Annotated in this window: 21 protein-coding genes and 3 tRNA genes; 8 read left to right on the top strand and 16 right to left on the bottom strand. The window is 73.6% G+C overall.

Going from position 1 to position 23,753, the window contains the following annotated elements:
* Nucleotides 1–74 precede the first annotated feature (74 nt).
* Both F8R89_RS11315 and F8R89_RS11310 read right to left on the bottom strand, forming a co-directional pair.
* Nucleotides 75–1,523, bottom strand: a complete 1,449-nt coding sequence (locus F8R89_RS11315) for an FGGY family carbohydrate kinase (RefSeq protein ID WP_151783858.1) — start codon at nucleotides 1,521–1,523, stop codon at nucleotides 75–77.
* 47 nt (nucleotides 1,524–1,570) lie between these two features.
* The gene (locus F8R89_RS11310) at nucleotides 1,571–1,879 is read right to left on the bottom strand and encodes a YtxH domain-containing protein (RefSeq protein ID WP_151783857.1); all 309 of its coding nucleotides are present in this window, start codon (nucleotides 1,877–1,879) and stop codon (nucleotides 1,571–1,573) included.
* Nucleotides 1,880–2,039: 160 nt separating this feature from the next.
* Here F8R89_RS11310 and F8R89_RS11305 point away from each other — a divergent pair.
* The 3 genes from F8R89_RS11305 to F8R89_RS11295 all read left to right on the top strand — a co-directional run bounded on the left by F8R89_RS11305 (nucleotide 2,040) and on the right by F8R89_RS11295 (nucleotide 2,444).
* A tRNA-Asn gene (locus F8R89_RS11305) sits at nucleotides 2,040–2,112 on the top strand.
* 5 nt (nucleotides 2,113–2,117) lie between these two features.
* Nucleotides 2,118–2,190, top strand: a tRNA-Asn gene (locus F8R89_RS11300).
* 180 nt (nucleotides 2,191–2,370) lie between these two features.
* A tRNA-Ile gene (locus F8R89_RS11295) sits at nucleotides 2,371–2,444 on the top strand.
* A 599-nt stretch (nucleotides 2,445–3,043) separates the two neighbouring features.
* Here the strand turns inward: F8R89_RS11295 and F8R89_RS11290 are convergent.
* On the bottom strand, nucleotides 3,044–3,649 hold the full coding sequence (locus F8R89_RS11290) for a SigE family RNA polymerase sigma factor (protein ID WP_151783856.1): 606 nt from the start codon (nucleotides 3,647–3,649) through the stop codon (nucleotides 3,044–3,046).
* A 583-nt stretch (nucleotides 3,650–4,232) separates the two neighbouring features.
* Here F8R89_RS11290 and F8R89_RS11285 point away from each other — a divergent pair.
* Nucleotides 4,233–4,967, top strand: coding sequence for an alpha/beta hydrolase (locus F8R89_RS11285; RefSeq protein WP_225994366.1), 735 nt, complete (start codon nucleotides 4,233–4,235; stop codon nucleotides 4,965–4,967).
* Nucleotides 4,968–5,038: 71 nt separating this feature from the next.
* Nucleotides 5,039–6,313, top strand: a complete 1,275-nt coding sequence (locus tag F8R89_RS11280) for an alpha/beta hydrolase (RefSeq protein ID WP_151783855.1) — start codon at nucleotides 5,039–5,041, stop codon at nucleotides 6,311–6,313.
* 83 nt (nucleotides 6,314–6,396) lie between these two features.
* Here F8R89_RS11280 and F8R89_RS11275 read toward each other — a convergent pair whose 3' ends face one another.
* From F8R89_RS11275 to F8R89_RS11240, 8 genes are all read right to left on the bottom strand, one after another.
* The gene (locus F8R89_RS11275) at nucleotides 6,397–8,139 is read right to left on the bottom strand and encodes a VanW family protein (protein ID WP_151783854.1); all 1,743 of its coding nucleotides are present in this window, start codon (nucleotides 8,137–8,139) and stop codon (nucleotides 6,397–6,399) included.
* Nucleotides 8,140–8,333: 194 nt separating this feature from the next.
* Nucleotides 8,334–9,473: a DUF475 domain-containing protein gene (locus F8R89_RS11270; protein WP_151783853.1), complete on the bottom strand. Its 1,140-nt coding sequence runs from the start codon at nucleotides 9,471–9,473 to the stop codon at nucleotides 8,334–8,336.
* Between the two features lie 99 nt (nucleotides 9,474–9,572).
* On the bottom strand, nucleotides 9,573–9,857 hold the full coding sequence (locus F8R89_RS11265; RefSeq protein WP_225994365.1) for a DUF1876 domain-containing protein: 285 nt from the start codon (nucleotides 9,855–9,857) through the stop codon (nucleotides 9,573–9,575).
* Nucleotides 9,858–10,222: 365 nt separating this feature from the next.
* Nucleotides 10,223–11,257, bottom strand: coding sequence for a rod shape-determining protein (locus tag F8R89_RS11260; protein WP_151783852.1), 1,035 nt, complete (start codon nucleotides 11,255–11,257; stop codon nucleotides 10,223–10,225).
* A 254-nt stretch (nucleotides 11,258–11,511) separates the two neighbouring features.
* Nucleotides 11,512–12,852: a carboxyl transferase domain-containing protein gene (locus F8R89_RS11255; protein WP_151783851.1), complete on the bottom strand. Its 1,341-nt coding sequence runs from the start codon at nucleotides 12,850–12,852 to the stop codon at nucleotides 11,512–11,514.
* Nucleotides 12,849–14,291, bottom strand: a complete 1,443-nt coding sequence (locus F8R89_RS11250) for an acyl-CoA synthetase (RefSeq protein ID WP_151783850.1) — start codon at nucleotides 14,289–14,291, stop codon at nucleotides 12,849–12,851. The genes F8R89_RS11255 and F8R89_RS11250 overlap by 4 nt, the downstream gene beginning before the upstream one ends.
* Nucleotides 14,292–14,452: 161 nt before the next feature.
* A complete protein-coding gene (locus tag F8R89_RS11245) occupies nucleotides 14,453–15,061 on the bottom strand; it encodes an O-methyltransferase (protein WP_151783849.1) in 609 nt (202 codons plus the stop codon).
* A gap of 41 nt (nucleotides 15,062–15,102) precedes the next feature.
* On the bottom strand, nucleotides 15,103–16,164 hold the full coding sequence (locus F8R89_RS11240; RefSeq protein ID WP_151783848.1) for a MerR family transcriptional regulator: 1,062 nt from the start codon (nucleotides 16,162–16,164) through the stop codon (nucleotides 15,103–15,105).
* A 133-nt stretch (nucleotides 16,165–16,297) separates the two neighbouring features.
* On the opposite strand from F8R89_RS11240, the gene F8R89_RS11235 reads away from it, so the two are divergent.
* On the top strand, nucleotides 16,298–17,176 hold the full coding sequence (locus F8R89_RS11235) for an ATP-grasp domain-containing protein (protein WP_151783847.1): 879 nt from the start codon (nucleotides 16,298–16,300) through the stop codon (nucleotides 17,174–17,176).
* A 13-nt stretch (nucleotides 17,177–17,189) separates the two neighbouring features.
* Here F8R89_RS11235 and F8R89_RS11230 read toward each other — a convergent pair whose 3' ends face one another.
* The gene (locus F8R89_RS11230; RefSeq protein WP_413251248.1) at nucleotides 17,190–17,798 is read right to left on the bottom strand and encodes a hypothetical protein; all 609 of its coding nucleotides are present in this window, start codon (nucleotides 17,796–17,798) and stop codon (nucleotides 17,190–17,192) included.
* Nucleotides 17,799–18,036: 238 nt separating this feature from the next.
* Complete coding sequence (locus F8R89_RS11220; RefSeq protein ID WP_151783845.1) at nucleotides 18,037–18,606, bottom strand: DUF2269 family protein; 570 nt, start codon at nucleotides 18,604–18,606, stop codon at nucleotides 18,037–18,039.
* Nucleotides 18,607–18,792: 186 nt separating this feature from the next.
* On the opposite strand from F8R89_RS11220, the gene F8R89_RS11215 reads away from it, so the two are divergent.
* Nucleotides 18,793–19,566 carry an IclR family transcriptional regulator gene (locus F8R89_RS11215; RefSeq protein WP_151783844.1) on the top strand — a complete coding sequence of 258 codons (774 nt, stop codon included), beginning with the start codon at nucleotides 18,793–18,795 and terminating at the stop codon, nucleotides 19,564–19,566.
* Nucleotides 19,563–20,411, top strand: coding sequence for an SMP-30/gluconolactonase/LRE family protein (locus tag F8R89_RS11210; RefSeq protein WP_151783843.1), 849 nt, complete (start codon nucleotides 19,563–19,565; stop codon nucleotides 20,409–20,411). Before F8R89_RS11215 ends, F8R89_RS11210 begins: the two co-directional genes overlap by 4 nt.
* Nucleotides 20,412–20,502: 91 nt before the next feature.
* On the opposite strand, the gene F8R89_RS11205 is transcribed toward F8R89_RS11210, so the two are convergent.
* The 3 genes from F8R89_RS11205 to F8R89_RS11195 are packed head-to-tail and all read right to left on the bottom strand — an operon-like array spanning nucleotide 20,503 to nucleotide 23,745.
* Nucleotides 20,503–21,906, bottom strand: coding sequence for an NAD(P)/FAD-dependent oxidoreductase (locus tag F8R89_RS11205; RefSeq protein ID WP_192806095.1), 1,404 nt, complete (start codon nucleotides 21,904–21,906; stop codon nucleotides 20,503–20,505).
* A complete protein-coding gene (locus tag F8R89_RS11200) occupies nucleotides 21,899–23,134 on the bottom strand; it encodes an MAB_1171c family putative transporter (protein WP_151783842.1) in 1,236 nt (411 codons plus the stop codon). Before F8R89_RS11200 ends, F8R89_RS11205 begins: the two co-directional genes overlap by 8 nt.
* Complete coding sequence (locus F8R89_RS11195; RefSeq protein ID WP_151783841.1) at nucleotides 23,131–23,745, bottom strand: toxin-antitoxin system, toxin component family protein; 615 nt, start codon at nucleotides 23,743–23,745, stop codon at nucleotides 23,131–23,133. Before F8R89_RS11195 ends, F8R89_RS11200 begins: the two co-directional genes overlap by 4 nt.
* Nucleotides 23,746–23,753: the final 8 nt, after the last annotated feature.

The following is a 23,753-nucleotide window of genomic DNA, read 5'->3' as shown; positions in this document are numbered from 1 at the left end:
TTCCTACCGGCCTCTTACCTTCCGCTCACGTCCGGCCCTCGGGCGTCCTACGCGTCCCACGCGTTCTGCGCGTCCTACCGGAACGCCCCGGGATGCGTCTGCTCCCGCACCGACACGAACTGCTGGCGCACCGCCTGGCCCACCGCCAGCTCGTCGCCGGGCTCCAGCACCTGGCCCGCCGGTCCCTGCCAGAGCGGCGGGGTCCGCGGGTCGAGAGTGCCCTGCGTGGCACCCAGCGCCCACGCCGCCTGCCGGGCCGCGCCGATCGCCGCGTAGTCGGCGGGCTGCGGGACCACGACCTGCGTCCCGAACAGCGACGGCGCCGCCGCCTGTACGGCCGGCAGCTCGGCGGCCGCCCCCAGCAGGAAGACGCGCCGCACCTCCACGCCCCGGCCGCGCAGCACGTCCAGCGCGTCCGCGAGCCCGCACAGCATGCCCTCGAACGCCGCCCGCGCCAGATGCTCCGGCTTCATCGACTCCCGGCGCAGCCCCGACAGCGTGCCCGCGGTGTGCGGCAGGCTCGGCGTCCGCTCACCCTCCAGATAGGGGAGCAGGACGAGGCCGTGGGCGCCCGGCGTCGACTTCATCGCGAGGTCGGACAGGCTCTCCAGGTCGGGCAGCGACAGGAGTTCGGCGGTGCCGCGCAGCGTGCGCACCGCGTTGAGCGTGGTGACGACCGGCAGATGCATCCCGGTCGCGTCGGCCAGCGACGTGATGATCCCGGAGCCGTCCATGAGCGCCTCGGGGTGCACCGCCATCACGGACCCGGACGCGCCGAGCGAGACGACCGCGTCGCCCAGCCCGATGCCGAGCCCGAACGCGGCGGCCATGGTCTCGCCGGTCCCCGCGGAGATCAGCAGCCCCTCCGGCGTCGTACCGGCCGCCTGCGAGGGGCCGATCACCTCGGGCAGCATGGCCGCGTGGCCCAGCGCCAGCTCCACCAGGTCGGAACGGTAGACACCGCCCGCCGCCGACCAGTACCCGGTGCTGGAGGCCCCGCCCCGGTCCGTGGTCCGGCGCACCGGCCGGCCGAGCAGCTGCCACACCAGCCAGTCGTGCGCCTGCAGCAGGACGGCGGTGCGCGCCGCGTGCTCCGGCTCCGTCTTCGCCAGCCAGCGCAGCTTGGTGACCGGCTGCGCCGCCTGCGGCACGCACCCCACCGCCTGCGCCCACGCCTCGCGCCCGCCGAGCGCGTCGATCAGATCGGCCGCCGCGACCTGGGCACGTTTGTCGCCGCCGGTCATCGCGGGGCGCACCGTGTTGCCCTGCGCGTCCACCGGCACCAGCGCGTTCTGCTGCGCGGACACGCCGATGGCCTGCACGCCCTCCAGCAGTCCGCCGCCGGCCGCCTCACCGAGGGAGAGCAGCCACGCCTGCGGGTCGACGTCGGAGGGGCGCCCGCCGTCCGGCGACTCCACCGGGTGCGGGGCATACCCCTGCCTGAGCACGGCACCCGTGTCCGTGTCACAGACGACGATGCGAGTGAAATCGGGCGAACTGTCCAGCCCGGCGACTATCCCCATGGCCCAGATTGTGCCGCAGTATCGCGCCGGGCCGGGCCGGGGGCCGCTCAGGTGTTGCTGGTGCCCCAGTCGTCCTCGCCGCCTCCGTTGTGCGCGCTGCGTTCACGGAGGTTGCGGACGCGATCGGCGACTGACGCGGGAACGCGGTCCCCGACCTTGTCGCTGACCGTGTGGTACGCCTTGCCCGCGAAGACCCGGCCCTGCTGGGCCGCCGTCTCGGCGGTGTTGCGCACCGCGGGGTTGTGGGAGATCTCCCTGGCCGTCTTCTTCAGCTGCTCGTAGCGCTCGCGTCCGGCGCGAGTGCCGAGCACGTAACCGACGGCGAGTCCGACGACGAACGTGAGCCGGTAGCGCATGGCGGCCACCCTTCCCTTGCCTAGGTCCCTGATGCGGCGTCGGCGCCCCGGGGGGAACCGATTGGCGGAGCACCCCCCTGCTTGCGCTAATGTATGTGTCGCAGCGAGCGCACGCCCCCTGGCGAATACCCAGGTAGGTACGTTCGATGCAACGAGGCATTCCTCCGTAGCTCAATTGGCAGAGCAGCCGGCTGTTAACCGGCAGGTTACTGGTTCGAGTCCAGTCGGGGGAGCTCGGTCCTCCGTAGCTCAATTGGCAGAGCAGCCGGCTGTTAACCGGCAGGTTACTGGTTCGAGTCCAGTCGGGGGAGCATGCTGAACGAGGACCCCCGAAGGGGTCCTTTTTCATGCCGCCCCTCCTGCGGAGGGAACCGCGCAGGTCGGAGCGGTGTCCTTCAGGGCATGCGAAGTCGACCATACGAAGCAGGAGATCGTATGAGCGGCTATGCTGCGGCAGACGGCGCGCACACATGTACGCGACACGCCGCTATGGGGCGGTAGCTCAGCCGGTTAGAGCAGCGGACTCATAATCCGTCGGCCGTGGGTTCGAGTCCCACCCGCCCCACTCGGCACTTCTCTCAGAGAAACGTTTCTACCTGCGGAGCAGTGGAACGAGGGCTGCCCCTCCAGGGGCGGCCCCGTGCGTTCGTCCAGTTCAAGATCCGGGGACCTGCCGGGGGACACGCGACGGCTCAGGGCACGGCGCGCTCCGGTGGTGCACGCGGAGGGTCGGCAGGCCGGACAGCCCCACCAGAAGCGTCGGACCACCAGTGAGACGCGGGCCGCCGCCTGCGCCGCGTGGGACTCCGGACCGGGTGGGTGCGCGCGGCGGTCCGTGCCGTACGCGGCAAGACACGACTTAGGGGGCGACCGGGCCGGGTGTCCTGTCGGGTGGGGAGGGGGCGGGGGAAGGCGACGCGGTGCTGCTCGGGCTGGCCGGAGGCGGGGTGTCGGCGGGTAGTGCCGGATCACCTTGTGAGAGGAGGCGCGGCAGTATGAGGAGCATGGTGGCGAGTACGGCGGCCAGTGCGGCCAAGGCGGCCTTGCGCAAGCCGGGGCCGATGACCACCTGCCCGTGAGCCGGTGCAGGGGCAGATGGGCGCAGAGCGGTGATCTGCTCGGCCCGGGCCTGCAGTGCGGCGCGCAGGCGATCTTCGACTTCTGTCATGAGGCCTCCTCCAGTCTTCTGGCCAGGGCTGCGATCGCCCGGCTGGCGGTGGACTTCACGGCGCCGCGGGAGAGACCGAGCGTGGTGGCGATGTCCGCTTCGGTCATGTTGGACCAGTACCTGAGAACGAGGACCTCTCGCTGGCGCAGGGTGAGCTGCCGCAATGCGCGCAGCACTTCCTGGTGCTCCTCTTTGAGGAGGACCTCGTCTTCGGGTGGGGGCGCTGGAAGGACGCGCGGAGGGATGAAGGCGCGCACGGTACGGCGCCTGCGCAGCACGTCCCGGGAGGTGTTGACGACGCTGCGCCGTACGTAGGCCTCGGGGTCGGCGATGCTGTCAAGCGCGTCGCCGTGCCGGCGGTAGAGCCCTGCAAAGGCTTCCTGGACGACGTCCTCGGCGGTGGGGATGTCATCGACGAGGAGGACAGCCAGGCGCACAAGGTCGAGTCTGCGGTGGCGATAGAGCATGCCGATCTCTTCGGACGCCGTATCGGCGGGTCGTCCCTTTGAGCCGGGGTCTATTCGGCCCTGGGAGATGCGTGCGAGCAGCCACCTCCACCGGCTGTGGGGGAAGGAGCCTTCACAGGCCAACGCGGCAGCCATCGGCGCCCTTTCCCGTGGACGGCGCGGCGGCCTCCAGACGACGAGTGCTGGGTCCGGAGTGCGGAGGGAGCGCCGGGCGGGCGCCGCAGCCGGTGCTCCGGCAGAGGACTTCTGGCATGAGGGTCGAACCTGTCGGGTGATGCGAATAGGGGCAGGGCTCTGGGAGGGCGCCCTTTATTGAAAGGACGTATGGGGGCCCCTCAGGTTGCAGCCTGCCGTACGGAACGGGCGGGCATCGGCACGCGGACGGGTCGGCACCTTCCGAAGATTGATCGGGCCGCCACCCGCAACCTCGGTCGCCCCCGTACGTCTGTCAGGGCGTAGGAGGCAGGTTCCGGCTTGGCTCCGGGGTAGAGACGTCCGCTTCGGACCGTGCGCCGAGGCCACCGGATGAGATCCGAGGAACAGTGTGCTGAAAGTCAGAAGTGCCGCCGCGGCGCTGGCCTGTGCGGCCATGGTGTCGGGATGCGCGGGCCCGATCGGCGAGCGGTCTCGCGGCGCGGAGGCGTCCACCGCGCCCACCGCACGAGTACCGTCCGTGGTGGGGAGCAGCGCTCCAGCCGCGCCACGCGATCATGAACCGGTGGCGTACACACCGAGCTGGCCCGACCGGACGGTGCGCACGGGACGGGGGCATTTCGTCAATACGTGTGTGCCGAAGAGCTTGAGGAGCAAGGCCACCACCCTGACGACCAGTGATGGTGTGCACTTGTCGGCGCTGGTCCTGGGAGAGGGGCCTGACGGCGTGCTGCTGGACCATGAGCAGGGCTACAACATCTGCTCGTTCGTCGACATCGGACGCGAACTGGCACAGCGTGGCTATCACGTGGTGATTCCCGAGTACCGCAATCACGGGGCGTCCGAGAAGTCGGCCGACAACGAGCACATCGACCGTGACGCCCGGGCAGGGCTGGCTGAACTGCGCCGTGTCGGTGCCACGCGGGTCTTCCTGGCCGGGGCGTCGTGCGGAGGGACGACGGCGGCGATCGCCGGCGCGGACACGCCCCTTCGAGTGACGGGCCTTTTGATGATGTCCTCGCCCGCTCGATGCGGTGGGCTGGACGCCGTCGCCGCGGTGAGGAAGTACAAGCTGCGTGTTCCGACCATGCTCGTGGTGTCTCCCGGTGACATGGAAGGCGCGGTGGAGAAGCAGGTCCGTGAGGTGTACGCCGCCTCTTCCGCCCGCAACAAGGAGCTCGTCATCGACAAGAGCGGGTTCCACGGAACGGACATGATCAAGCGGACCGGAGCCGCAGGGACAGCGCTGCACAACCGGGTCATCACGTTCGTGACGGACTCCTACGCCGCTTCCCGCTGACACGAGTGGTGCCACGTTCGCCCGGGCCGAAAGGCAGCCCGGGGGCGTGTTGCGTACAGATGGAGTCATGGGTGAACAAGCACAAGCGTTTCAAGACTTCGGTCCGCCTGCTGACCGGGTCGGTGGCGGGACTGACCCTCGCGGCAGCCGCCTTGACGTACACGGCGACGGCGGATGCCACGGGGGCGGGCGGGGCGTACGGATCCTCTGCGGACGCGCCCGGGGGCACGAGGACGGTCCGCTATGACCTGGGTGATGAGGCCTGGCATCTGCCGCAGACGGGCGAGCCGGTCGAATTGAGCGGTGTGGTGCACTATCCCGCCGACCTGGGTGAGGGGCGGCATCCGCTGATCGTCATGCTCCACGGCTGGCACGAGAGCTGCGCCGACCGGCAGGCCGAGGCCGTACGCACGGCCGCGGAGGACAGTGGCGACGATGCCGCGTACGCGGCTGCCAGTGCCAGACTGTTCGCCTGGCCCTGTGCAAAGGGAACGCCCGCCCTGCCCAGCGAGGACGGGTACGACTACCTCGCCCGCGCGCTGGCCGCGGAGGGGTTCGTCGTGGTCTCGGCCGGCGCGAACGGCATCAACGCCTCCTCCGTGTCGGGCGACGAGAACGCCGCAGCGCGGGCCGATCTCATCAACCGGCACCTGCGCATGTGGCAGAAGCTCAGCACCAGCGGAAAAGGAGAACTGGCCGGGAAGTTCACGGATCCGGTGACCGGCGCGGCACGAAGCGTTGGATTCGTCCACCACCTGGACCTGGGCAAGGTGGGAGTCATGGGGCACTCTCGGGCGGGAGCCGGGGTCACCTGGCAGGCTGCGGACAGCCATCGGGGGCAGTGGCCCCGGGGCGTGAAGGTCAAGGCGGTGGCGGCGCTGGCACCCGCCTACAACGTGATGACGGAGAACATGTCCGACTACACGATCACCAGGACGCCCTTCGCGGTCGTCAGGGGAACGTGTGACGGACAGGTGGGCGGTGAGGCGTTCGCGTTCGCGGCCGACGCGGCCAAGGGGAATCGCAGCGGCTTCCACCGGTTCGCGGTCCGCGGGGCCAACCACAACTACTTCAACACGCAATGGTCGCCCCGGAGCGGCCAGGTCGCGGCCTCCGACGACGCCACGCCGGTCGAAGGGCATCCCGGGCAGTGCACCGACCACGAGGGTTCGACGCCGACCACACACCTGACCGAACCGCAGCAACGCCATGTCGCCATCACCTACCTCGGTGCCTTCTTCCACCGGTACCTCGACACCGACACGACGCAGGACCCCGTGCTGACGGGCGCCCGGCACCCCGTTGCAGCCATCACTGAAGTGGATGTGACAGCCTCCACGCCCTGAACGGCAGCCACACGTCCGGACGGGTCATCGCCACCGTGCCAGCCGGCCGTCCAGGGACGATCGACCAGGCCGTTGCCGGGAACTCACTCGCAGACGATCTCGTCCCGCGGGTCGTAGTGCGTGCGGAACGGCTCCCGCTTCACGACCCGTCCGTCCTGGACGAAGACCCGCTGCACGGTGACGTCGAATCCCTCCAGTGGGGTCTGCGGGACGCACTGGTCGCCGCTCAGGACCTTGCGCTCCGGCTGCTTCAGGTTGGTGCGCGGGCCCTTCTCCGAGCCGATCTCGTCGTACTTGCGGGTGCCGAGGAACGAGATCGTCACCGAGTGGTCGGTGGACTCGGCCTGGATGTACAGGGCGTGGCCGGAGTCGTTGGTGAAGCGCAGGTCCAGGCTGCCCCAGGCGACCGTGGCCTCCCGGCCCTCCGGGTAGCGCTCGATGTAGAACGAGTGGGCGCCGTGCTCGACCGGCTTGACGCCCGCGAACCACAGCGCGTTGTAGATGGTCGTGGCGACGGCGGAGACCCCGCCGCCGGGCGCCTTACGGAACTCGTCGTCGTAGATCATGATGCCGTCGACGAAGCCGTTCTCCGGGGTGCGTTCGCCGACCCTGCGGTTGAAGCTCCACGTCTCGCCCGGCATCACGACCGAGCCGTTGATCAGCTCCACCGCGCGGCCGATGTTGCGGGTGCGGTAGGGCGCCGGCTCGAAGTTCACCGTGAACGACGACATCCGCTCGCGCAGGCCCAGCCGCTCGACGTTGGCGCGGGTCACCTGAGGCTCGCTCACGCGCGTCGCGATCTCCCCGCTGCGCGCGGCGCCCCGCCGGGTCAGCAGCGGCAGTACGGCCTTGCCGAGCGCCTTGTCGGTGACCACATGGCCCGCGTGGCCGTCCTCGGCGACCCCGACCCGGTCACCGACCAGGCGCAGCTCGGCGTTGGCGGCCCGGGTGGGCAGGGCGGACAGCGGCCGGGCCACCGCCGGGTCGGCGCGCAGCCCCGCCGCGTCCAGCTTCGGTTCGAGCCGGCCCTCGGCGTCCGGGCGCATCGTCAGATACCGGCCGAGGACGGGCTGCTCGACGGTGAAGCGGTGCCCGGCGGCGGTGAGGGTGACGGGCGCCGACATGGCGGGACGGGCGAACTCGCGCACCGCCCGGTCCAGCTCGCGCTCCGTCACCTTCGGCGCGGTCGCGCGGGCCGGGAGCGCGGTGACGGCACGGGCGTCGCCGCGCTGGAAGGCGTCGCGCAGCGGGTCGAGGGCGGCGTCCGTGTCCAGGGCGTACCCCGGGTGCGGTGCGACGGTGCGGACCTCGCCGTTCTCGAACGAGACGGCGCCCTCGCGGACCTTCTGGTCGGCGTCCCGTGCGACCTTCCTCAGCTCGGCGCGGGCCTTGTCCTCGTCGACGCTCACCGACGGCTCGACCGGCCCGCCCGAGCGGAACAGGCCGCCGATCACGGTGAACGGGTCGAGGGCGCCGCTGCGGCTCGCCCGGTCGACGGTCCGCTCGTGGTCGAAGGCGAGGCCCAGCCGGCGGGGGTCGACGGTGCCCTCGCGGTCGCCGACCGTCACCCGGAGCTTGCGGGCGGCGGCCGGGGCGAGGCGGTCGTCCAGCTTGTGCACGGCCTCGGCGCGGCTGAGCCCGCCGATGTCCACGCCCCGCACGGTCGTCCCGTCCTCTATGTCCCCGCCGGCCGCGAGGAGCCCCGCGAGATACAGGCCGCCGAGGCCCACGGCCAGGGTGCCGCCGGTCAGGACGTAGGGGCGGGCGGAGGCCGCGCGGGACGACGGGCCCGTTCGCGGCGATGAGGGGGCGCGGCGCAGGCGCATGGGTCTCCCGGGCGGACGAGTGCTGGACGGAGCGCCGCGAGGCGCGGCGCTGTGCGCGAAGGCAAACACATCCAGCTAGCCATAAGCGGATGAAAACGCCTATGTCGAACACCACGTATGGTCCGGATCACGCGTGCGAAGCAGCCGCACGGCCCCGCGAACACGCCCTCACGCCCGCTGCGGGGTGATATGTCTCACGTGCCCGTCCGGGCCTCCTCGGACCGCTCCGGGTCCTCGTCCCCGGCGGCCGCGAGCGCCCGGTTGCGGCGCACGGACGCCAGGAAGGACGAGGCGATCAGGACCACGCCGACCAGGCCCGTGATCACCTCGTTGATCTCGTAGCGGATGGTGACCAGCAGGATCACCGCGAGGGCGCCGATGGCGTAGTGGGCGCCGTGCTCCAGGTAGACGTAGTCGTCGAGGGTGCCCTGGCGGACCAGGTAGACCGTGAGGGACCGGACGTACAGGGCGCCGATGCCCAGGCCGAGCGCCATCCAGAAGATGTGGTTGGTGATGGCGAAGGCGCCGATCACCCCGTCGAAGGAGAACGACGCGTCCAGGACCTCCAGGTAGAGGAAGAGGAAGAACGCCGCCTTGCCGGCGAGGGCGGCGACCGGACGTCCGCCCCCGGTTCGGGCCCGCTGCTCCTCCTCCTCGTGCTCGCGTTCCTCCTCCGCCTCCAGACGGCTCTCGAAGTGCGAGGACAGACCGCCCACGGCGAGATAGGTGATCAGCCCCGCGACCCCGGCGAGCAGGACCGTGGCCGCCTTGTCCGCGTGGCCACCGCTGACGTGCGCGTGCCCGGCGACCGTCGTGGCCGCGACCAGCAGCACGATCAGCGCCACGCAGGGCGCCAGCAGGTCGATCCGCCCGAGCCGCGCCAGCGGGCGCTCCAGCCGGGACAGCCAGGTGATCTCCCGTTCCTCCAGGATGAACTCCAGGAAGATCATCAGCAGGAACATGCCGCCGAACGCGGCGATCGCCGGATGCGCGTCGGTGACGAGGGCCTCGTAGCGGTCCGGGTCGTCCAGCGCCAGCCGTACGGCCTCGGCGGGCCCGACCCGGGCGCTGATGGCGACGATCACGACCGGGAACACCAGCCGCATGCCGAACACGGCGATCAGCACGCCGACGGTCTGGAAGATCCGCTGCCAGAAGGCGTTCATCCGCTTCAGGATCCCGGCGTTGACGACCGCGTTGTCGAAGGACAGCGAGATCTCCAGCACGGACAGGATCAGTACGACCCCGAACGCCTCCCAGCCCCACAGCCACGCCGCGAGGACGAGACCGATCACCGTGACGCCCATCGACCAGCCGAAGGTCCTCAGCAGCATCGCTCTCCAGGGGGTCGGGCGGCGCTCGGCGCGCGCGGCGGACGGACGACGGCCCCACCAGTACCAGGGGGATCACGGTGTAAACCGGGCCGGCGTCGCTCAGGGGCGTTCCCAGGCGCCCTGCGGCGCGCGGTCGGCCGGGCCGGCCAGCGCGACGATGTGGTCGGAGGCGACGTCGTGCAGCCGCAGCGCCAGGTCCTCCAGGGCGCGGCAGGCGGCCAGCTCGTCGCCGACCTCGGGGACGCTGCGGTCGACGGGGTTGCGGTGGGCCGTGCCCCGGCCCGTGACGGTCGACGTGTCCGGGGTCGTCAGCACGGCTTCGGCGAGGGTGTCGTCGCCGTCCTCGGTGATGTGGATGCGGACGGTCCAGTTCTTGTCATCCATCGCGATCACTTCCATGGGAAGAGGTCCCTACGCACGAGCGTGCGCCTGTTCCCCCGGCCGGGTCCACCCCGCCTTCCCCGAGGGGCCGTCTCCTCCCACGGGAGCACGTCCGCTTCCAACCGCTCCCACCGCGGAGGCATGACAACTGCCTCCGTGGGCACGATGTGCCGAAAGGTTGCGAAGAGAAGACTGGTCGCAACGGACCCGACGGACCAGGAGGGCGCCATGAAGGGCCAGACGTACGTACGCGTTCGGGTCACCCGCCGGCCGGCCGCTCCCCGTGACACACGGGGCGAGATCGACCGGCGCACTCCCTCGGGCCGGATCCTTCCCTACTGACCTGACCTGACCTGACCTGAACGGGCTCAGGTCGCCGGGTCCAGCTCCAGCGGCTCGATCCGGCCCTCCAGCATCGTGCCGAGACCCTGTACGGCGCAGACGTCGGGCCGTTCGGCGATGTGCACCGGCATGCTGGTGGCCTGCCGCAGCATCTCGTCGAAACCGGGGAGCAGGGCGCTGCCGCCGACCATCATGATCCCGCGGTCGGCGAGGTCGGCGACCAGGTCGGGCGGGCAGTCCCGCAGCACCTTGCCGATGCTGTCGAGGACGGCGGTGAGCGGCGTCTGGATGGCGTCCCGCACGGCCGCCGTGTCGACCCGCACGGACCGGGCGAGCCCGGTGCAGACGTCCCGGCCGTGGATCTCCGTGGACGCGGGGCCCTGCGCGGTGAGCCCGTTGCCGGACAGCGCGAGCTGGAGCGGCCGTACGTTCTGGCTGGGCAGCATCAGTTCGTGCTGGTGCCGCAGGTGCTGCACGATCGCGTGGTCCACGGCCTCGCCGCCGACCCGGATCCGCTCGGCCGTCACGATGTTGCCCAGCGACAGCACGGCCACCTCGGTCGCGGCGGCCCCGCACACCATGATCATGCTGGCCTCGGGCTGCTCCACGGGCAGTCCGCAGCCGACGGCGGCGGCGATCAGGGTGTCCACCAGCTCCACCCGGCGGGCGCCGAGGCCGACCAGCGTCTCGATGGCGGCGCGCTGGGCGAGCGGATCGGCGTCGTGCGGGGTGCAGACGGCGGCCCGCAGGAAGGGCCTGCGGCGCAGACCGCGGCGCATCTTGTCGCCCAGGAGGTGCCGCAGCATGCGCTGCGCCATCTCGATGTCGACGACCGTGCCTCCCGAGACGGGCCGGACGACGCGGATGTAGTCCGGGGTGCGGCCGGTCATCCGCTCCGCGAACTCGCCGACCGCGATGAGCGCGCCCGTGCGGGTGTTGACGGCGGCGGCGGACGGCTGGTCGACGACGAGCCCCGCGCCCTTCACATAGACGCGGGTCCTGGCCGCTCCCAGATCGACGGCGAAGTGGCAGCGTCGCAGCTGCTCCAGCGTGGCGGTCATGGTGGTCCTCCCGAGAGCGCAGACCATGGGTCCGCCGGGTGGGTGGCGGGCCTCGCGTGGGGTGCGTGGTCGTGGTGTCGCGAGACCGTGCGTGGGGCGGCCTCCCTCGCATCGTGCGCGCCGCCGGGTGCCGGTCGCCTTCTGGAGGGGGCCGGGCGGGGTGCCGCTGAATGGGGGGTTCTGTCCCTGAGGGGGCGTCAGACGGCGTGTCGGAGCGCGGGGAGCGGGGCCGGTTCGGCTAGGCCACCGCCTCCCTAGCCTTCGACGACGCCCCGGATCAGCCCCGCCTCGACGAGGTCCTGCGGGCGCAGGCGCAGCTGGTCCGCCGTCGCGTCCACCTCGTCCGGGCCGCGCTTGAGGATGGCCGCCGCGAGTTCCGGGGCGATCACCGAGAAGTAGCTGTCCGGGGTGGCCCAGGTGTTGCCCGGTGCCGCGAGGGCGAGCGCGCCGCCGGAGCCGCCCTCGCCGATCAGCAGGGTCGTCACCGGGGTGCGGACCGACGCCAGCACCGTGAAGAGGTCCGCGATGGCCGCACCGACGCCCGCGCGCTCCGCCTCCGCGTCGTTCGCGGCGCCCGGCGTGTCCACCAGCGTGAGCACCGGGATGCCGAGCCGGTCGGCGAGCCGGATCAGCCGGGCGGCGGTGCGGTACCCGGCGGGCCGGGTCGCCGTCCCCGTCTGCGCGGCGTACGCGACCGTACGGCCCTCGTGCTCGCCGAAGCCGCACAGCATGCCCTCCGGGTCCGCGCCGCCGCACCGGTCGCCGGTCAGGGCGACGCGGTGGGTGAAGTAGGCGTCCAGATAGCGTGCCGCGCGCGGGCGTTCGGGCGCTCGGGCGCGCCGCACCGCGTCCCGGCCCGAGACCGGCGCCCCGGTGGCGCCGCCGAGCGCGCGCGGCGGGGGTGCGGCCTCGCCGGACGGTGCCGTCAGCAGCCGCAGCCAGCGGCCGAGTTCGTGACGCAGCCGGCCGGGGCGGACCAGCGCGTCCACCGCGCCGGACGCCAGCTGGGCCTCGGCCGTATAGGCGGACGGGTCCGCGTCCGGCGGGCGGACCCGGGAACCGGCGAAGCCGACCTGGGCGCCGGGCAGCGCGAGCGTCACGTCGGCGCCCGCGCCGAGCGTCGCCCAGCCGCCGCCGGTCGTCGGGTCCCGCAGCACCGCGATCTGCGCCAGCCCGGCCTCCCGGGTGAGCGCCGACTGCCGTGCCACCCGCTGGAGCTGGGTGAGGGCGAGCATGCCCTCCTGCATCCGGCTGCCGCCCGTCGCCACCAGCGGCACCACCGGCAGACGGTGGGCGCGGGCATGGGTGTACGCCGCCTCCAGCCGGTCCCCGGTGCGCACGCCGAGCGAGCCGCCGAGATAGCCGAACTCGAAGGCGATCAGCATCGCGCGGGTGCCCTCGACGCTGCCGGTGCCGCACACCACGGACTCCCGCTCGCCGGTGCGGGCGGCGGCCAGGGCGCGGGCGTCGCCGTAACCCCGCCAGTCCAGCGGGCCGTCGGGGCGGTCGCCGGGCGGGACACCCACAGGGGGGAGTTCGGTGAAGTCCTCGGCCACCAGCGAGATGACCTGGCGGGCCGTCAGGCGTTGCGTCATGCGCCCAGCGCCCGCTTCATGATCTTCCCCATGTCGTTGCGGGGCAGGACGTCGAGGTAGCGCACCCGGCGCGGGCGCTTGTGCGGGGCAAGCCGCCCGGCGACATGGCCGGCGAGTTCCTCCGCCGACGGGGGCTCCCGCGGGTCCGCCGGGACGACCCAGGCCACGATCCGCTCGCCGAGGTCCGGGTCAGGCTCCCCGGTGACGGCCGCCTCCCGCACCCCGGGGTGCTCCAGCAGGGCGTTCTCGATCTCCCCGGCGCCGATCTTGTACCCGCCGCTCTTGATCAGGTCGGTGGCCTTGCGGCCGACGATACGGACGTAGCCGTCGGGGTCGCGCACCGCCATGTCGCCGGTGCGGAACCAGCCGTCCGCCGTGAAGGCGTCCCGCGTGGCGTCGGGCCGGTTCAGGTACTCCGTGAACAGGTTCGGGCCGCGCACCTGGATCTCGCCGACGCTCTCGCCGTCGTACGACGTCAGCGGGGTGCCGTCCTCCTCGACCAGCCGCAGCTCCACGCCGGGCAGCGGGACGCCGACCGTGCCGGCGCGGCGCTCGCCGTCGGCGCGGACGCTGGTGTTCATCAGCGTCTCCGTCATGCCGTACCGCTCGACGACCCGCTGCCCGGTCGCGGCGGTGATCCGCTCGTGGTCGTGGACGGGGAGGGCCGCCGAACCGGAGACGAGCAGGCGGGCCTTGCCCAGCGCCTGGGCCAGGCCCGGATCGTCCGGCAGCGCCCGCGCGATCCGGTGGTACATCGTCGGCACCCCGAACAGCATGGTCGCCCCGTCGTGCAGCTCCCGCGCGACCCCGTCGGTGCCGAACCGGCCGAGGTGGCGCAGCGATCCGCCGCGGCGCAGCGGACCGAGTACGCCGAGGACGAGTCCGTGCACGTGGAACAGCGGCAGCCCGTGCACGAGGACGTCCTCGCCGGTCCACGCCCAGGCGTCCGCGAGCGCGTCCAGGGTGTGGACGACGGCCCGGCGGGGGATCACGGCGCCCTTGGGCGGGCCGGTGGTGCCGGACGTGTAGACGACCAGCGCCGCCGCCTCGCCGGGCACCTCGGTGCCGGGGAGCGGGCCGTAGGCGCGTACGTCCACGTCGATGCGCTCCAGGTCGGCCAGTGGGGCGGGCAGTTCGTCGCCCGGGGCGGCGAGCACCGCCGAGGGCGCGCTGTCGGACAGGATGTGCCCGAGCTCCCGCTCCCCGGACCTCGGGTTGAGCGGGACGGCGGCGACCCCCGCCTCCAGCGCGGCCACCACCGCGACGGCGGTCTCCAGCGCGGGCGTCGCCCAGACCGCGACGCGGTCCGCGCCGCCGATCCGCGCGGCGAGGGCACCGGCCACGGCACCCAGCTCGCCGTAGGTCAGGGCGCGGTCGCCGAACCGCAGGGCGGGCCGCCCCGCCGGGGCGTCCACGAGGGCCGGGAAGAGAGAGGACACGCGTCGTACTCCTTGACTGCTCGACAGGGACGGCCGATCGACCGTCCGACGGACACCTCGGGCACCACGCTTCCTCCGTACACCATCCGCCGCCGGAAGAAACGCCCCCGGTCCACGCCGGGCGCGGCGGCCGGAAGGGGGCCCCGGCACGCCGACGTGCGTCAGCCCCGGTCCCGGCGCCGCACCCCCACCAGCGCCGCCAGGTCCCCGGCGAGCGGCAGTTCCACCGTGTCCAGCGCCGGGTGCCGCAGCCAGTGCATCCGGGGCCGGTCCACCTCACCGCCGTACCGCGGGGGCCAGCCGGTGGCCGGGGTGAAGTCGTCGACGACGACCCGGCCGCCCGGCACGAGCAGCCGGACCGGGTCGGCCACGCCGTCCCCGCCCTTGGCGGCACCGCCCCCGTCCAGCACCAGCAGGTCGTACGGCCCCCGCTCCGCGATCCGCCGCCAGTCGCCGTGCAGGATCTCCACCTCGGGCCGCTCGGCGAACACCTCGGCGGCGAGCCGCGCCCGTTCGGCGTCCCGCTCCACGCTGACCAGCCGCACCCCCGGCCGGGCGCCCTCCGCGAGCCAGGCCAGGCCCACCCCGCAGCCCGTGCCCGTCTCACCGATCAGCCGCCCTGCGCCGCCCGCGAGGGCGTACAGCAGCCGGCCCTGCTCCGGGCGGCAGGAGTGGACGAACCCATGGGCGCGGGCCACGGCGAGGGCGCGCTCCACGAGCGGCGGAAGCCGAACTTCCGTGGCGTGGGCGTCCGTTCCGGCGAGCGACATGGCCCCGATCCTGCCGTACCGGCCGCCCGCCGGGGGCGTGATCAAGCCGCGCGGCCGACCACGTCCGCCACCACACAGCTGACGTTGTCCGGGCCGCCGGCCTGCATCGCCGCCTCGATCAGGGCCCGTACGGTGTCGTCCGGGTCCCCGGCGGAGGCGAGCAGTTCACGGACGCGGGCGTCGGGGACGGCGGTGGTCAGGCCGTCCGAGCAGAGCAGGTAGCGGTCGCCGGGCCGGGCGTCCTGGAGCCGCAGATCGGGCCGGGCACCGGAGGACAGGGCCTTCACCAGCAGCGATCGCTGCGGGTGCGTGACGGCCTCCTCCGGGGTCAGCCGGCCCTCGTCGATCAGCGACTGCACCATCGTGTGGTCCTCGGTGATGCGGAACAGGGCGCCGTCGCGCAGCACATAGGCGCGGCTGTCCCCGATGTGCACCAGCGCCAGCCGCGACCCCGTCCACAGCAGGGCCGTCAGCGTCGTCCCCGCCTCATCGCCGCCGTCGGCCGCGTCCCGGACCGCCTCCGTGGCACCCCGGACCGCGTCCTCCAGCACGTTCAGCACGTTGCCCGCCGGGAGTTCGTCCGTGTCCAGGAAGCGCAGCGCCTCCACGGCGGCGGCGCTCGCGGGCGCGCCCGCCGGGCCGAAGCCGTCGGCCACCGCGAGCAGTCGGCCGCCCGCGTAGGCGGTGTCCTGGTTGGCGGGGCGGACCAGGCCCCGGTCCGAGCGAGCGCTGTAGCGCAGTTCCAGCATGGTGTCGTCCTTCCTCGGTTCCGTCAGCAGCTGTCCGACGAGGAACCCGGCGAGATCGCGCCGCGCGGCCGTGTCCGCCTCGACCCGCGCCCAGTAGGCGCGGATCTCCCGGGCGGCGGCGGCCGGAGGCAGCGCGCACACCTCGCGGATGAGGGCCAGCGGCATCCCCAGCCGGCGCAGCCACGCCACCAGCCGGGCCCGCTCCAACTGGCCCACCGCGTAGTAGCGGTAGCCGGTGTCCGGGTCGACCCGGTGCGGCCGCAGCAGCCGCAGCTCGTCGTAGAGCCGCAGGGCCTTGGGCGACAGCCGGCAGGCCCGCGCGAAGGCCCCGATCGTCAGCTCGTCCTCACGCATCCGGTTCCCCCTCGTCCGTTCGCACCGATGCTGTGGCTTCCCCGAAGGGGAAGGTCAAGCGGCCCGTACCGGTTCCCTCCGGCGCGCTTGTTAGCCTGCGCATCGCAACGCCCCCCAGCCCGGAGGAACCGTCGTGCCGCCCCGCATAGCCCTGGTCACCTGCCGTCCCCGGCCCGACGTCAGCGAGGACCGGGACCTGCCGGTGCTGGTGCGGGCCCTGCGCGAGGCGGGCGCCGGCGCCGACGCCGTGTTCTGGGACGACGATGGCGTCGACTGGGGCGCCTACGACCTCGCGGTGATCCGCTCCACGTGGGACTACAGCTGGCGGGCCGCCGAGTTCCTGGACTGGGCCGGGCGGTGCGGCGCGGCGACCCGGCTCGCCAACCCGGCGGCCGTGGTCCGCTGGAACGCCGACAAGCGCTACCTCGGCGACCTCGCGGCGGCCGGCGTCCCCGTCGTCCCCACCCGGTACGTGACCCCCGGTGACACCCCCGGCCTGCCCGGCGGGCACGAGTTCGTCGTGAAGCCCACGTCCGGCGCGGGCGCCCGGTTCGCCGCCCGGTACGCGCCGCACGAGCACGGCACCGCGCTGCGGCAGCTCGCCCGGATGCACGCCGACGGCCTCACCGCGATGGTCCAGCCCTACGTCCGCGCCATCGACACCGGCGGCGAGCGGGCCCTGCAGTTCTACGGCGGGCGCCTGCTGCACGCCAGCCGCAAGGGCGCCGTCCTCACCTCCGGCACCCCCTACGACCAGCGCAAGGTCGCCCACCCCGGCCTCGAGCCCTGGACGCCCACCCCGGCCGAACTCTCGGTCGCCGAGCGCGCCCTGGCGGCCGTACCGGACGCGGCCGGGCTGCTGTACGCGCGCGTGGACCTCGTCGACGGGGACGACGGGCTGCCTCAGGTGATGGAACTCGAACTCGTGGAGCCGAACCTCTTCCTGTCCGTGCATCCCGGCTCGGTGGCCCCGGTGACCGAAGCGATCCTGGCCGCCGCGGGCACGGCCTAAGGCGTGTTTCGCCCTAGTCGGCGACCGCCACCCGCTGCAACAGCCCCCACGTGAACTCGGCGGTCACCTGCCGCCGCGCCCCCGAGCCGTCCGGTGCCGTGAACGCCAGGCCCCAGCGGGTCGGGGCGCTGCCCTCCAGCGGGCGGGCCGGCGCGAAGGCGCGGGCCGCCTCGTCGACCGTGCACGACCAGGGCGTCAGGTCGTCCAGGGTGCGCAGCACCGGCGCCGGGGCGTCCGGGGCGCGCACCAGCCACTCGTTCCACACCGCCCCGCCCGGTGCGAGCAGCACCTCGAAGCGCAGCGTCGGCCACAGCGGCACCGGCCACCGCCACGCCTCGCAGTCCAGGTCGCCGACCCTGCGGGACACCACCGACTCGGGCGCGCCCAGCACCGAGCGGTAGCGGGCGGCGGAGCCGCGTGCCCGGGGCGAGCGGACCATCGCCTGCCAGCGCTTGTTCGCCTCGCGCATCTCGGCGAGGGACACCCCCAGCTCACGGCGTGCGTCCTCGACGAGACCGGGGTTGTGGTCGGCCATCCGGCGCAGCAGGACGAGCTGGAAGTGCAGGGGGGTGAACGGACCGGCGGCGTGCGGTCCGCCGGCGGGGCGCTTTCCGGAGGGCATGGGACCCATGGTCGCGCACCGGTCCGCCGGGACGGCGGCCGTCGGGCCGGAACAGCACCGAGTTGACGTGGCGGGGCCCGCGGAACGGCGGCACCCGGCGCGGCAGGCCCAGCGCGACGACGTACGAGCGCCGGAGGCGGCGGCTCGGCTCCGTGGAACCGGCGTTTCGAACCCGAACCGGGCCCGCGCGCCCGGCGGTTGACGGGCGTCCTGGGCAAGACGCCCCGACAGCGGCCCGTCAGGCGTCCTGGCGGACCCGCCGGCCCGCGCCGGACCGGGCGCGGGACGCCTCCTCGCGCTGCCGGCGTCCGCGCCGGGTCAGGCCCCAGGGCTTCAGTACCGAGATCACCGTCATGAAGACGTACGCGGACAGCGACACCACCGGGCCCATCAGGACGTCCTGCGTGTCCGGCAGCGGCCCGCCCGCGGCGACCCCCGCGACGGCGTCGTTCACGGCGGGCCGCAGGACGAGGGCGGTGGCCGCGGTGGTGGCCAGCGTCAGCCAGAACTTCGTGTACACCCAGCGGTGCCGGGCCAGCCCCCAGTGCGTGCCCAGCGACAGCACGAGCCCGCTGACCAGGGTGAGCAGGGCGAGCGGCAGCAGCAGCCAGTCGGCGAACAGCTTCATGGCCCGCACGGACGCCTCCACGGCCGCCGCGGACCCGGTGGTCGCCGCGGTGGTCCCGAGCGCCAGCAGTCCGAGCGTGAGCCCGAGCCAGCCGGCGGAGGCGATGACATGGACGACGAGGAGGCCCCGGCGGGCCGGGCGGCTCAGCCTCGTGGCGGTGGGGGAAGCGGTGGACGACATGGGCACCACGCTGCCGCGGAACAGCCCCGGAGGCGTCTGACGGCGGGAGTAACCCGGCGTACTGGCGAGGGAGTAGGCGCGCGGCCATTGCCGGGCGGTAGGGCTCCGACTAGCCTGTGTTCGTCATTCCGATCGGCTGTTGAAATATCGAACGCAGCCTCTTCGACACCAAGGAGGAGGCCGGACGTGGGACGCCTCGTACCTGCCGTGACCCGGGCTCTGGACATCCTCGAGCTCTTCCTCGACGGGGACGGCACGCTCTCCGCCCCCGACATCGTGCGCCGGCTCCAGCTGCCGCGCACCACCGTGCACGAGCTCGTCACCACCCTCGCCGCCCGGTCGTACATCGTGCAGGTGCCGGGCCAGCCGGGCCGGTACCGGCTGGGCGTACGGCCGTACCAGCTCGGCAGCCGGTACGCCGAGCAGCTCGACCTCGCCGCCGAGGGCCAGCAGGTCGCCCGGTCCGTCGCCGAGACCTGCGACGAGACCGTGCACGTGGCCATCCTGGAGGGCACCGACGTCATCTACATCGCCAAGGTCGACTCGACGCACGCCGTGCGCATGGTGTCCGCCGCCGGGCGCCGGCTGCCCGCCCACTGCACGTCGGTCGGCAAGATGCTGCTCGCCTCCCTCCCCGAGGCGGAGCTCGCCTCCCGCCTCCCCGACGGCGCCGCACTCGCCGCGATGACACCGAACAGCATCACCGACCCGGCCGTGCTGCGAGAGGCCCTCGCCGGGATCCGCGAGCGGCAGATCGCCGTCGAGAACCGCGAGTCCAACCCGGACGTCTCCTGCGTGGCGGCGCCCGTACGGGACCGCACCGGGCAGGTCGTCGCCGCCCTGTCCATCTCCGTCCCCATGATCCGCTGGAGCGAGGAGCGCCGCGCCGAGCTGGAGCAGCTCGCCGTGAAGGGTGCCGCCGAGCTGTCGGAGCGCCTCGGCCACCGGGGTGCGGCATGAGCGCGGCGTACGAGGTGGCGGTGCGGGCCGAGGCCGAGCTGGGCGAGGGCCCGACCTGGGACCCCGCGGCCGGTCACCTGCTGTGGATCGACATCCTCAACTCCCGTGTGCACACCTACGACCCCGCCTCCGGGCACCGCTCCGTGCGGACCGCCCCGCAGCACGTCGGCGCCGTCAAGCCCCGCGCGGGCGGCGGACTCGTGCTGAACCTGCGGGACGGCGTGGGCCTGCTGGACCCGGACGGCGGCTTCCGCTGGCTGCACCACGAGCCGGTGCCCGGCCGCCGCGCCAACGACGCCGCCGTCGCCCCCGACGGCTCGCTGTGGGCCGGCACCATGCGCTACGACGAGGCGCCCGGCGGCGGCACCCTGTCCCGGATCACCGGCGACGGCACGGCGGAGGTCGTCCTCGACGACGTGACGGTGAGCAACGGCACCGGCTGGAGCCCCGACGGACGCCTCATGTACTACATCGACACGCCGACCCGCCGGGTGGACGTCTTCGACCACGACGGCGGCCGGGTGACGAACCGGCGGCCCTTCGCCGGGATCGAGGACGGCGCCGGCTTCCCGGACGGGCTGACCGTCGACGCCGAGGGCGCCGTCTGGGTGGCCCTGTGGGACGGCTCCGCGGTACGCCGGTACACCCCTGACGGGACGCTGGACCGGGTGATCACCTTCCCGGTGCCCCGCGTGACGGCGTGCGCGTTCGGCGGACCCGGCCTGACCGACCTGTACGTCACCACGGCCCGGGTCGGCCTGGACGCGCCCCCGCCCCTGGCCGGCTCCCTGTTCGTGGTGCCGGGCGCGGGCAAGGGGCAGGCGCAGCCGGCCTTCGCGGGATAGCGCCGAGGGCGTGTTCCGCAAGTGGCGTCGTGCGCCCGGAGGGCGTGGCGAGCCAGGCGGGACTTCGCGGACACGTCCTACGGGACAGCCCTTAGGAGAGGCCCGCGTTCTTCCTCTCCTCGGCCGTCAGCGGCGGCCCGGTGAGCCGGGGCTTCAACGGCCCCACCGCCGCCGCCAGCAGCACCGACGGGCTCAGCAGCACCTCCGCCCGCCGCTCCAGCGACGTCACATCGGTGACGCGGCGGGCGATGCGCCCGTTGCCCGTGGCCGTGTGCATCAGCCGGTCCACGTACCCCGCCACCAGCCGGTCCCGCAGGGTCGGCCCGGTCTCCGTGGCGCCCGGGTAGAACACGTCCTGGCCGATCGCCAGGTCCCAGGCCGCCCCGACCGGCCGCGCCACGGCCTTCTGGATCCGCCGGGCCAGCCCCGCCGCGCCCCAGCCGTGCCGCCGGACCGTCTCGCGCAGGATCAGCGCGCTCTGCGCCCCGACCGCCATCCCGTGCCCGTACACCGGGTTGTACGCGGCCAGCGCGTCGCCGAGGACGGTGAAGTTCTCCGGCCAGGCCGGCATCCGCTCGTAGTAGTGGCGGCGGTTGGCCGTGGTCCGTGTGAAGGAGACGCCGGAGAGCGGTTCGGCCCGCGCGAGCAGGTCGCCGATGACCGGGTGCCGCAGCTCCTCGCGGGCGAACCGCGCGAAGTCGTCGTCGGAGGAGCCCGGTTCGCCGCCCCGGGTGCCGCTGAGCGTGACGAGCCAGCGGCCGTGCTCGATGGGCAGCAGCACCCCCGCCCGGCCGGGGCCGCCCGCGCGCGGGTCGGCCTGCACGTTGACCACCGGGAAGCCGTCCCGGGCCGGCTCGGGCGCGAGGTGCAGCCGGCTGGCGTACGCGAGCCCGGAGTCGACCTCGCGCCGCACCGGCGCGGGAAGCCCGAGCGCGGCCAGCCAGCGCGGCGCCGCCGAACCCCGGCCGGTGGCGTCCACGACCAGCCCTGCCTCCAGGGTGCTCTCCCGCCCGTCGCGCCCCCGCAGCCGTACGCCCGTGACCGCCCGCGCGTCGCCGAGGAGGTCCACGACCTCCGTGCCGTCGCGCAGTTCGATCCGCTCGTCGGCCAGGACGAGCGAGCGGACCGTCGCGTCGAGCAGGTCCCGCCCGGCCAGGACGATGTGGTGCGACTCGGGCCAGCGCCGGAACCAGCCGCGCGGCGACAGCGCGACCATGTCCGTGGTGATCGGCGCCCGGCGGGCCCCGGCCGCGCGCAGCGCCTCGCCGACGCCCGGCAGCAGCTCCTCCATCGCCAGCACCCCGCCCGACCACAGCAGATGCACATGGCGGGACTGCGGCAGGCCCTTGCGCGGGTCGGGTCCGGCGGGCAGCACGTCGCGCTCCACCACGACCACCCGGTCGGCGGACCCGGCCAGGGCCCGCGCCGCGAGCATGCCGGTATGCGATCCCCCGAGGACCACGGCGACTCTGGCGGGGGAGGGACGTTCACTCATGCGCGGACATGCTCTCTGCCGGGACGGCCGCGCGGGCGCGGACCGCCTTGATCTCGTCGGGCCTGCGCAGGACGCCGGAGACGGCGTGGATCTCGCGCAGCAGATAGGTGGTGTCGGGCTCGGCGGCGCCGTCGCCGTCCGGGACCCGGCGGCCGCTCTCGACGGCGTCGAGGATCGTCACGGCGACGGCCAGCGCCTGGGCCCGGTCCGGACCGGCGCCGAGTGCGAGGGCGGCGGCGTGGGCGCGCCGGCGCAGATCGTCGTCGAGATGGCGGGAGAGCTGGAGCAGCGCGTCCCGGATGTAGGTCTCGCGGCGGATCAGCCGGATCTCCGGCGCGGCCCGCAGCACGAACGGCTCGTGCCGGCCGGCGACCGGCCGCAGCAGCCGGGCCAGCGGTCCCAGCGCACGGCGCCGGCGCCGGACCAGCAGCCGCTCCTGGAGGTACTGTCCGGCGTGCGGGACGATCACGCCGACGGCGACCATCGTGGCGCCGATACAGGCGGCGGACGGGGCGACGTTGGTGTTCAGCCAGTCCAGGTCGTGCCCGGTCCAGCGGGCGATGATCGCGGTGAACTTGGCCGCGCTGAACGCCAGGTTGGTGACATAGCCGACGCTGAGGAACCGCAGCCCCCAGCGCAGCCAGCCGTCCAGGCCCTCGGTGCGGATCCAGGTCCAGATCAGCCGGGCGGTGATGAGACAGGCCACCGTGTGCACGATCAGGTAGAGGAGGATCTCCTCGCGCATGAACGGCGTGGACGCGTAGTAGGTGTCCAGGTCCTCGATCTGCTCCACGGGGACGTCGGCGAGCGCGAACAGCACCCACAGCGCGACCACGACGGTCGCGTACACGGAGACCACCCAGCGGGTCGCGCGCCGGGTCCGCTCCCGGCGGTCGGTGTGGCCGCCGCCGCGCCAGTGCACCACGAGCAGCAGCCAGGACGCGGACAGCGCGGTGATCAGGGAGTACACCCAGGGCGCGGCGATGTTGGGGACGCCGACGACCCGGTTGGTCCAGGCGATGGTGCCGGGGGCCGCGAAGACGAACACCATGCAGGCGAGCAGCAGCAGACCGCCCACGGCCCGCAGCAGCGGATCGCGCCACAGCTTCACGATGCTGGGCAGCTTGATCGCCAGGGCCGCGCCGAGGACGAGACCGGGGAGCCAGAAGGAGATGTAGAGGCCGGAGAGGAACTCGACCGGGCTCTCCGCCAGTTGCGGGTGGTTCACCGCGTCCTGCCTCCGCGTCCGCGATAGCCGAGCGAGCGGTGGACCGGGTCGGCCGAGGCGCCCTGTCCCTCGCCGGCCACCAGGGTCCGTACGGCGGCGGCCAGCCGGTGCCCAAAGTCGTCGGCCTCCGCCTCGTCGGTCTGCCGGGAGCCGTCGCGCGCGGCCACGGTGAGGGCCACGTCGTCCCAGCCGGGCCGCCCGGCGAGGGCGTGCGCGGCGGCGGTGCCGACGCCGTGGTGGTGGTGCCGGTGCCCGGCGTGCAGATGCCACAACTCGTGGCCCAGGATCACCAGTTGCTGGACCGATTCGGCGCGCTCCTCGACGATGACGAGGTCGAAGTCCTGGAACTCCACCCAGAGTCCGGTCACCTCGATCTCGTCGGGGAAGCGCTCGAAGCGCAGTTCGACGGGCCGGCCGCCGCGCCGGGCGCTCATCCGCGCGCACAGCGCGTGGCACACCTCGCGTACTCCGGCCGGGGCGCGGTCCCCGGAGCGGACGGCGGCGCTCAGGTCGCGGATCAGGTGCCGCATCGCGACGCCGGTGTGGGCACGCCGCAGCCGTAGCGCCGAAGCGACCCGGGCCGCCGTCGTGCGCGCGCCCGCGATGTCCATCGCACCCC

This window comes from Streptomyces sp. SS1-1, from assembly GCF_008973465.1.
In the GTDB taxonomy this organism is placed as follows: Bacteria; Actinomycetota; Actinomycetes; order Streptomycetales; family Streptomycetaceae; genus Streptomyces.
Note: the sequence above shows the minus strand (reverse complement) of the source record. Positions and strands in the feature narration are given on the sequence as shown.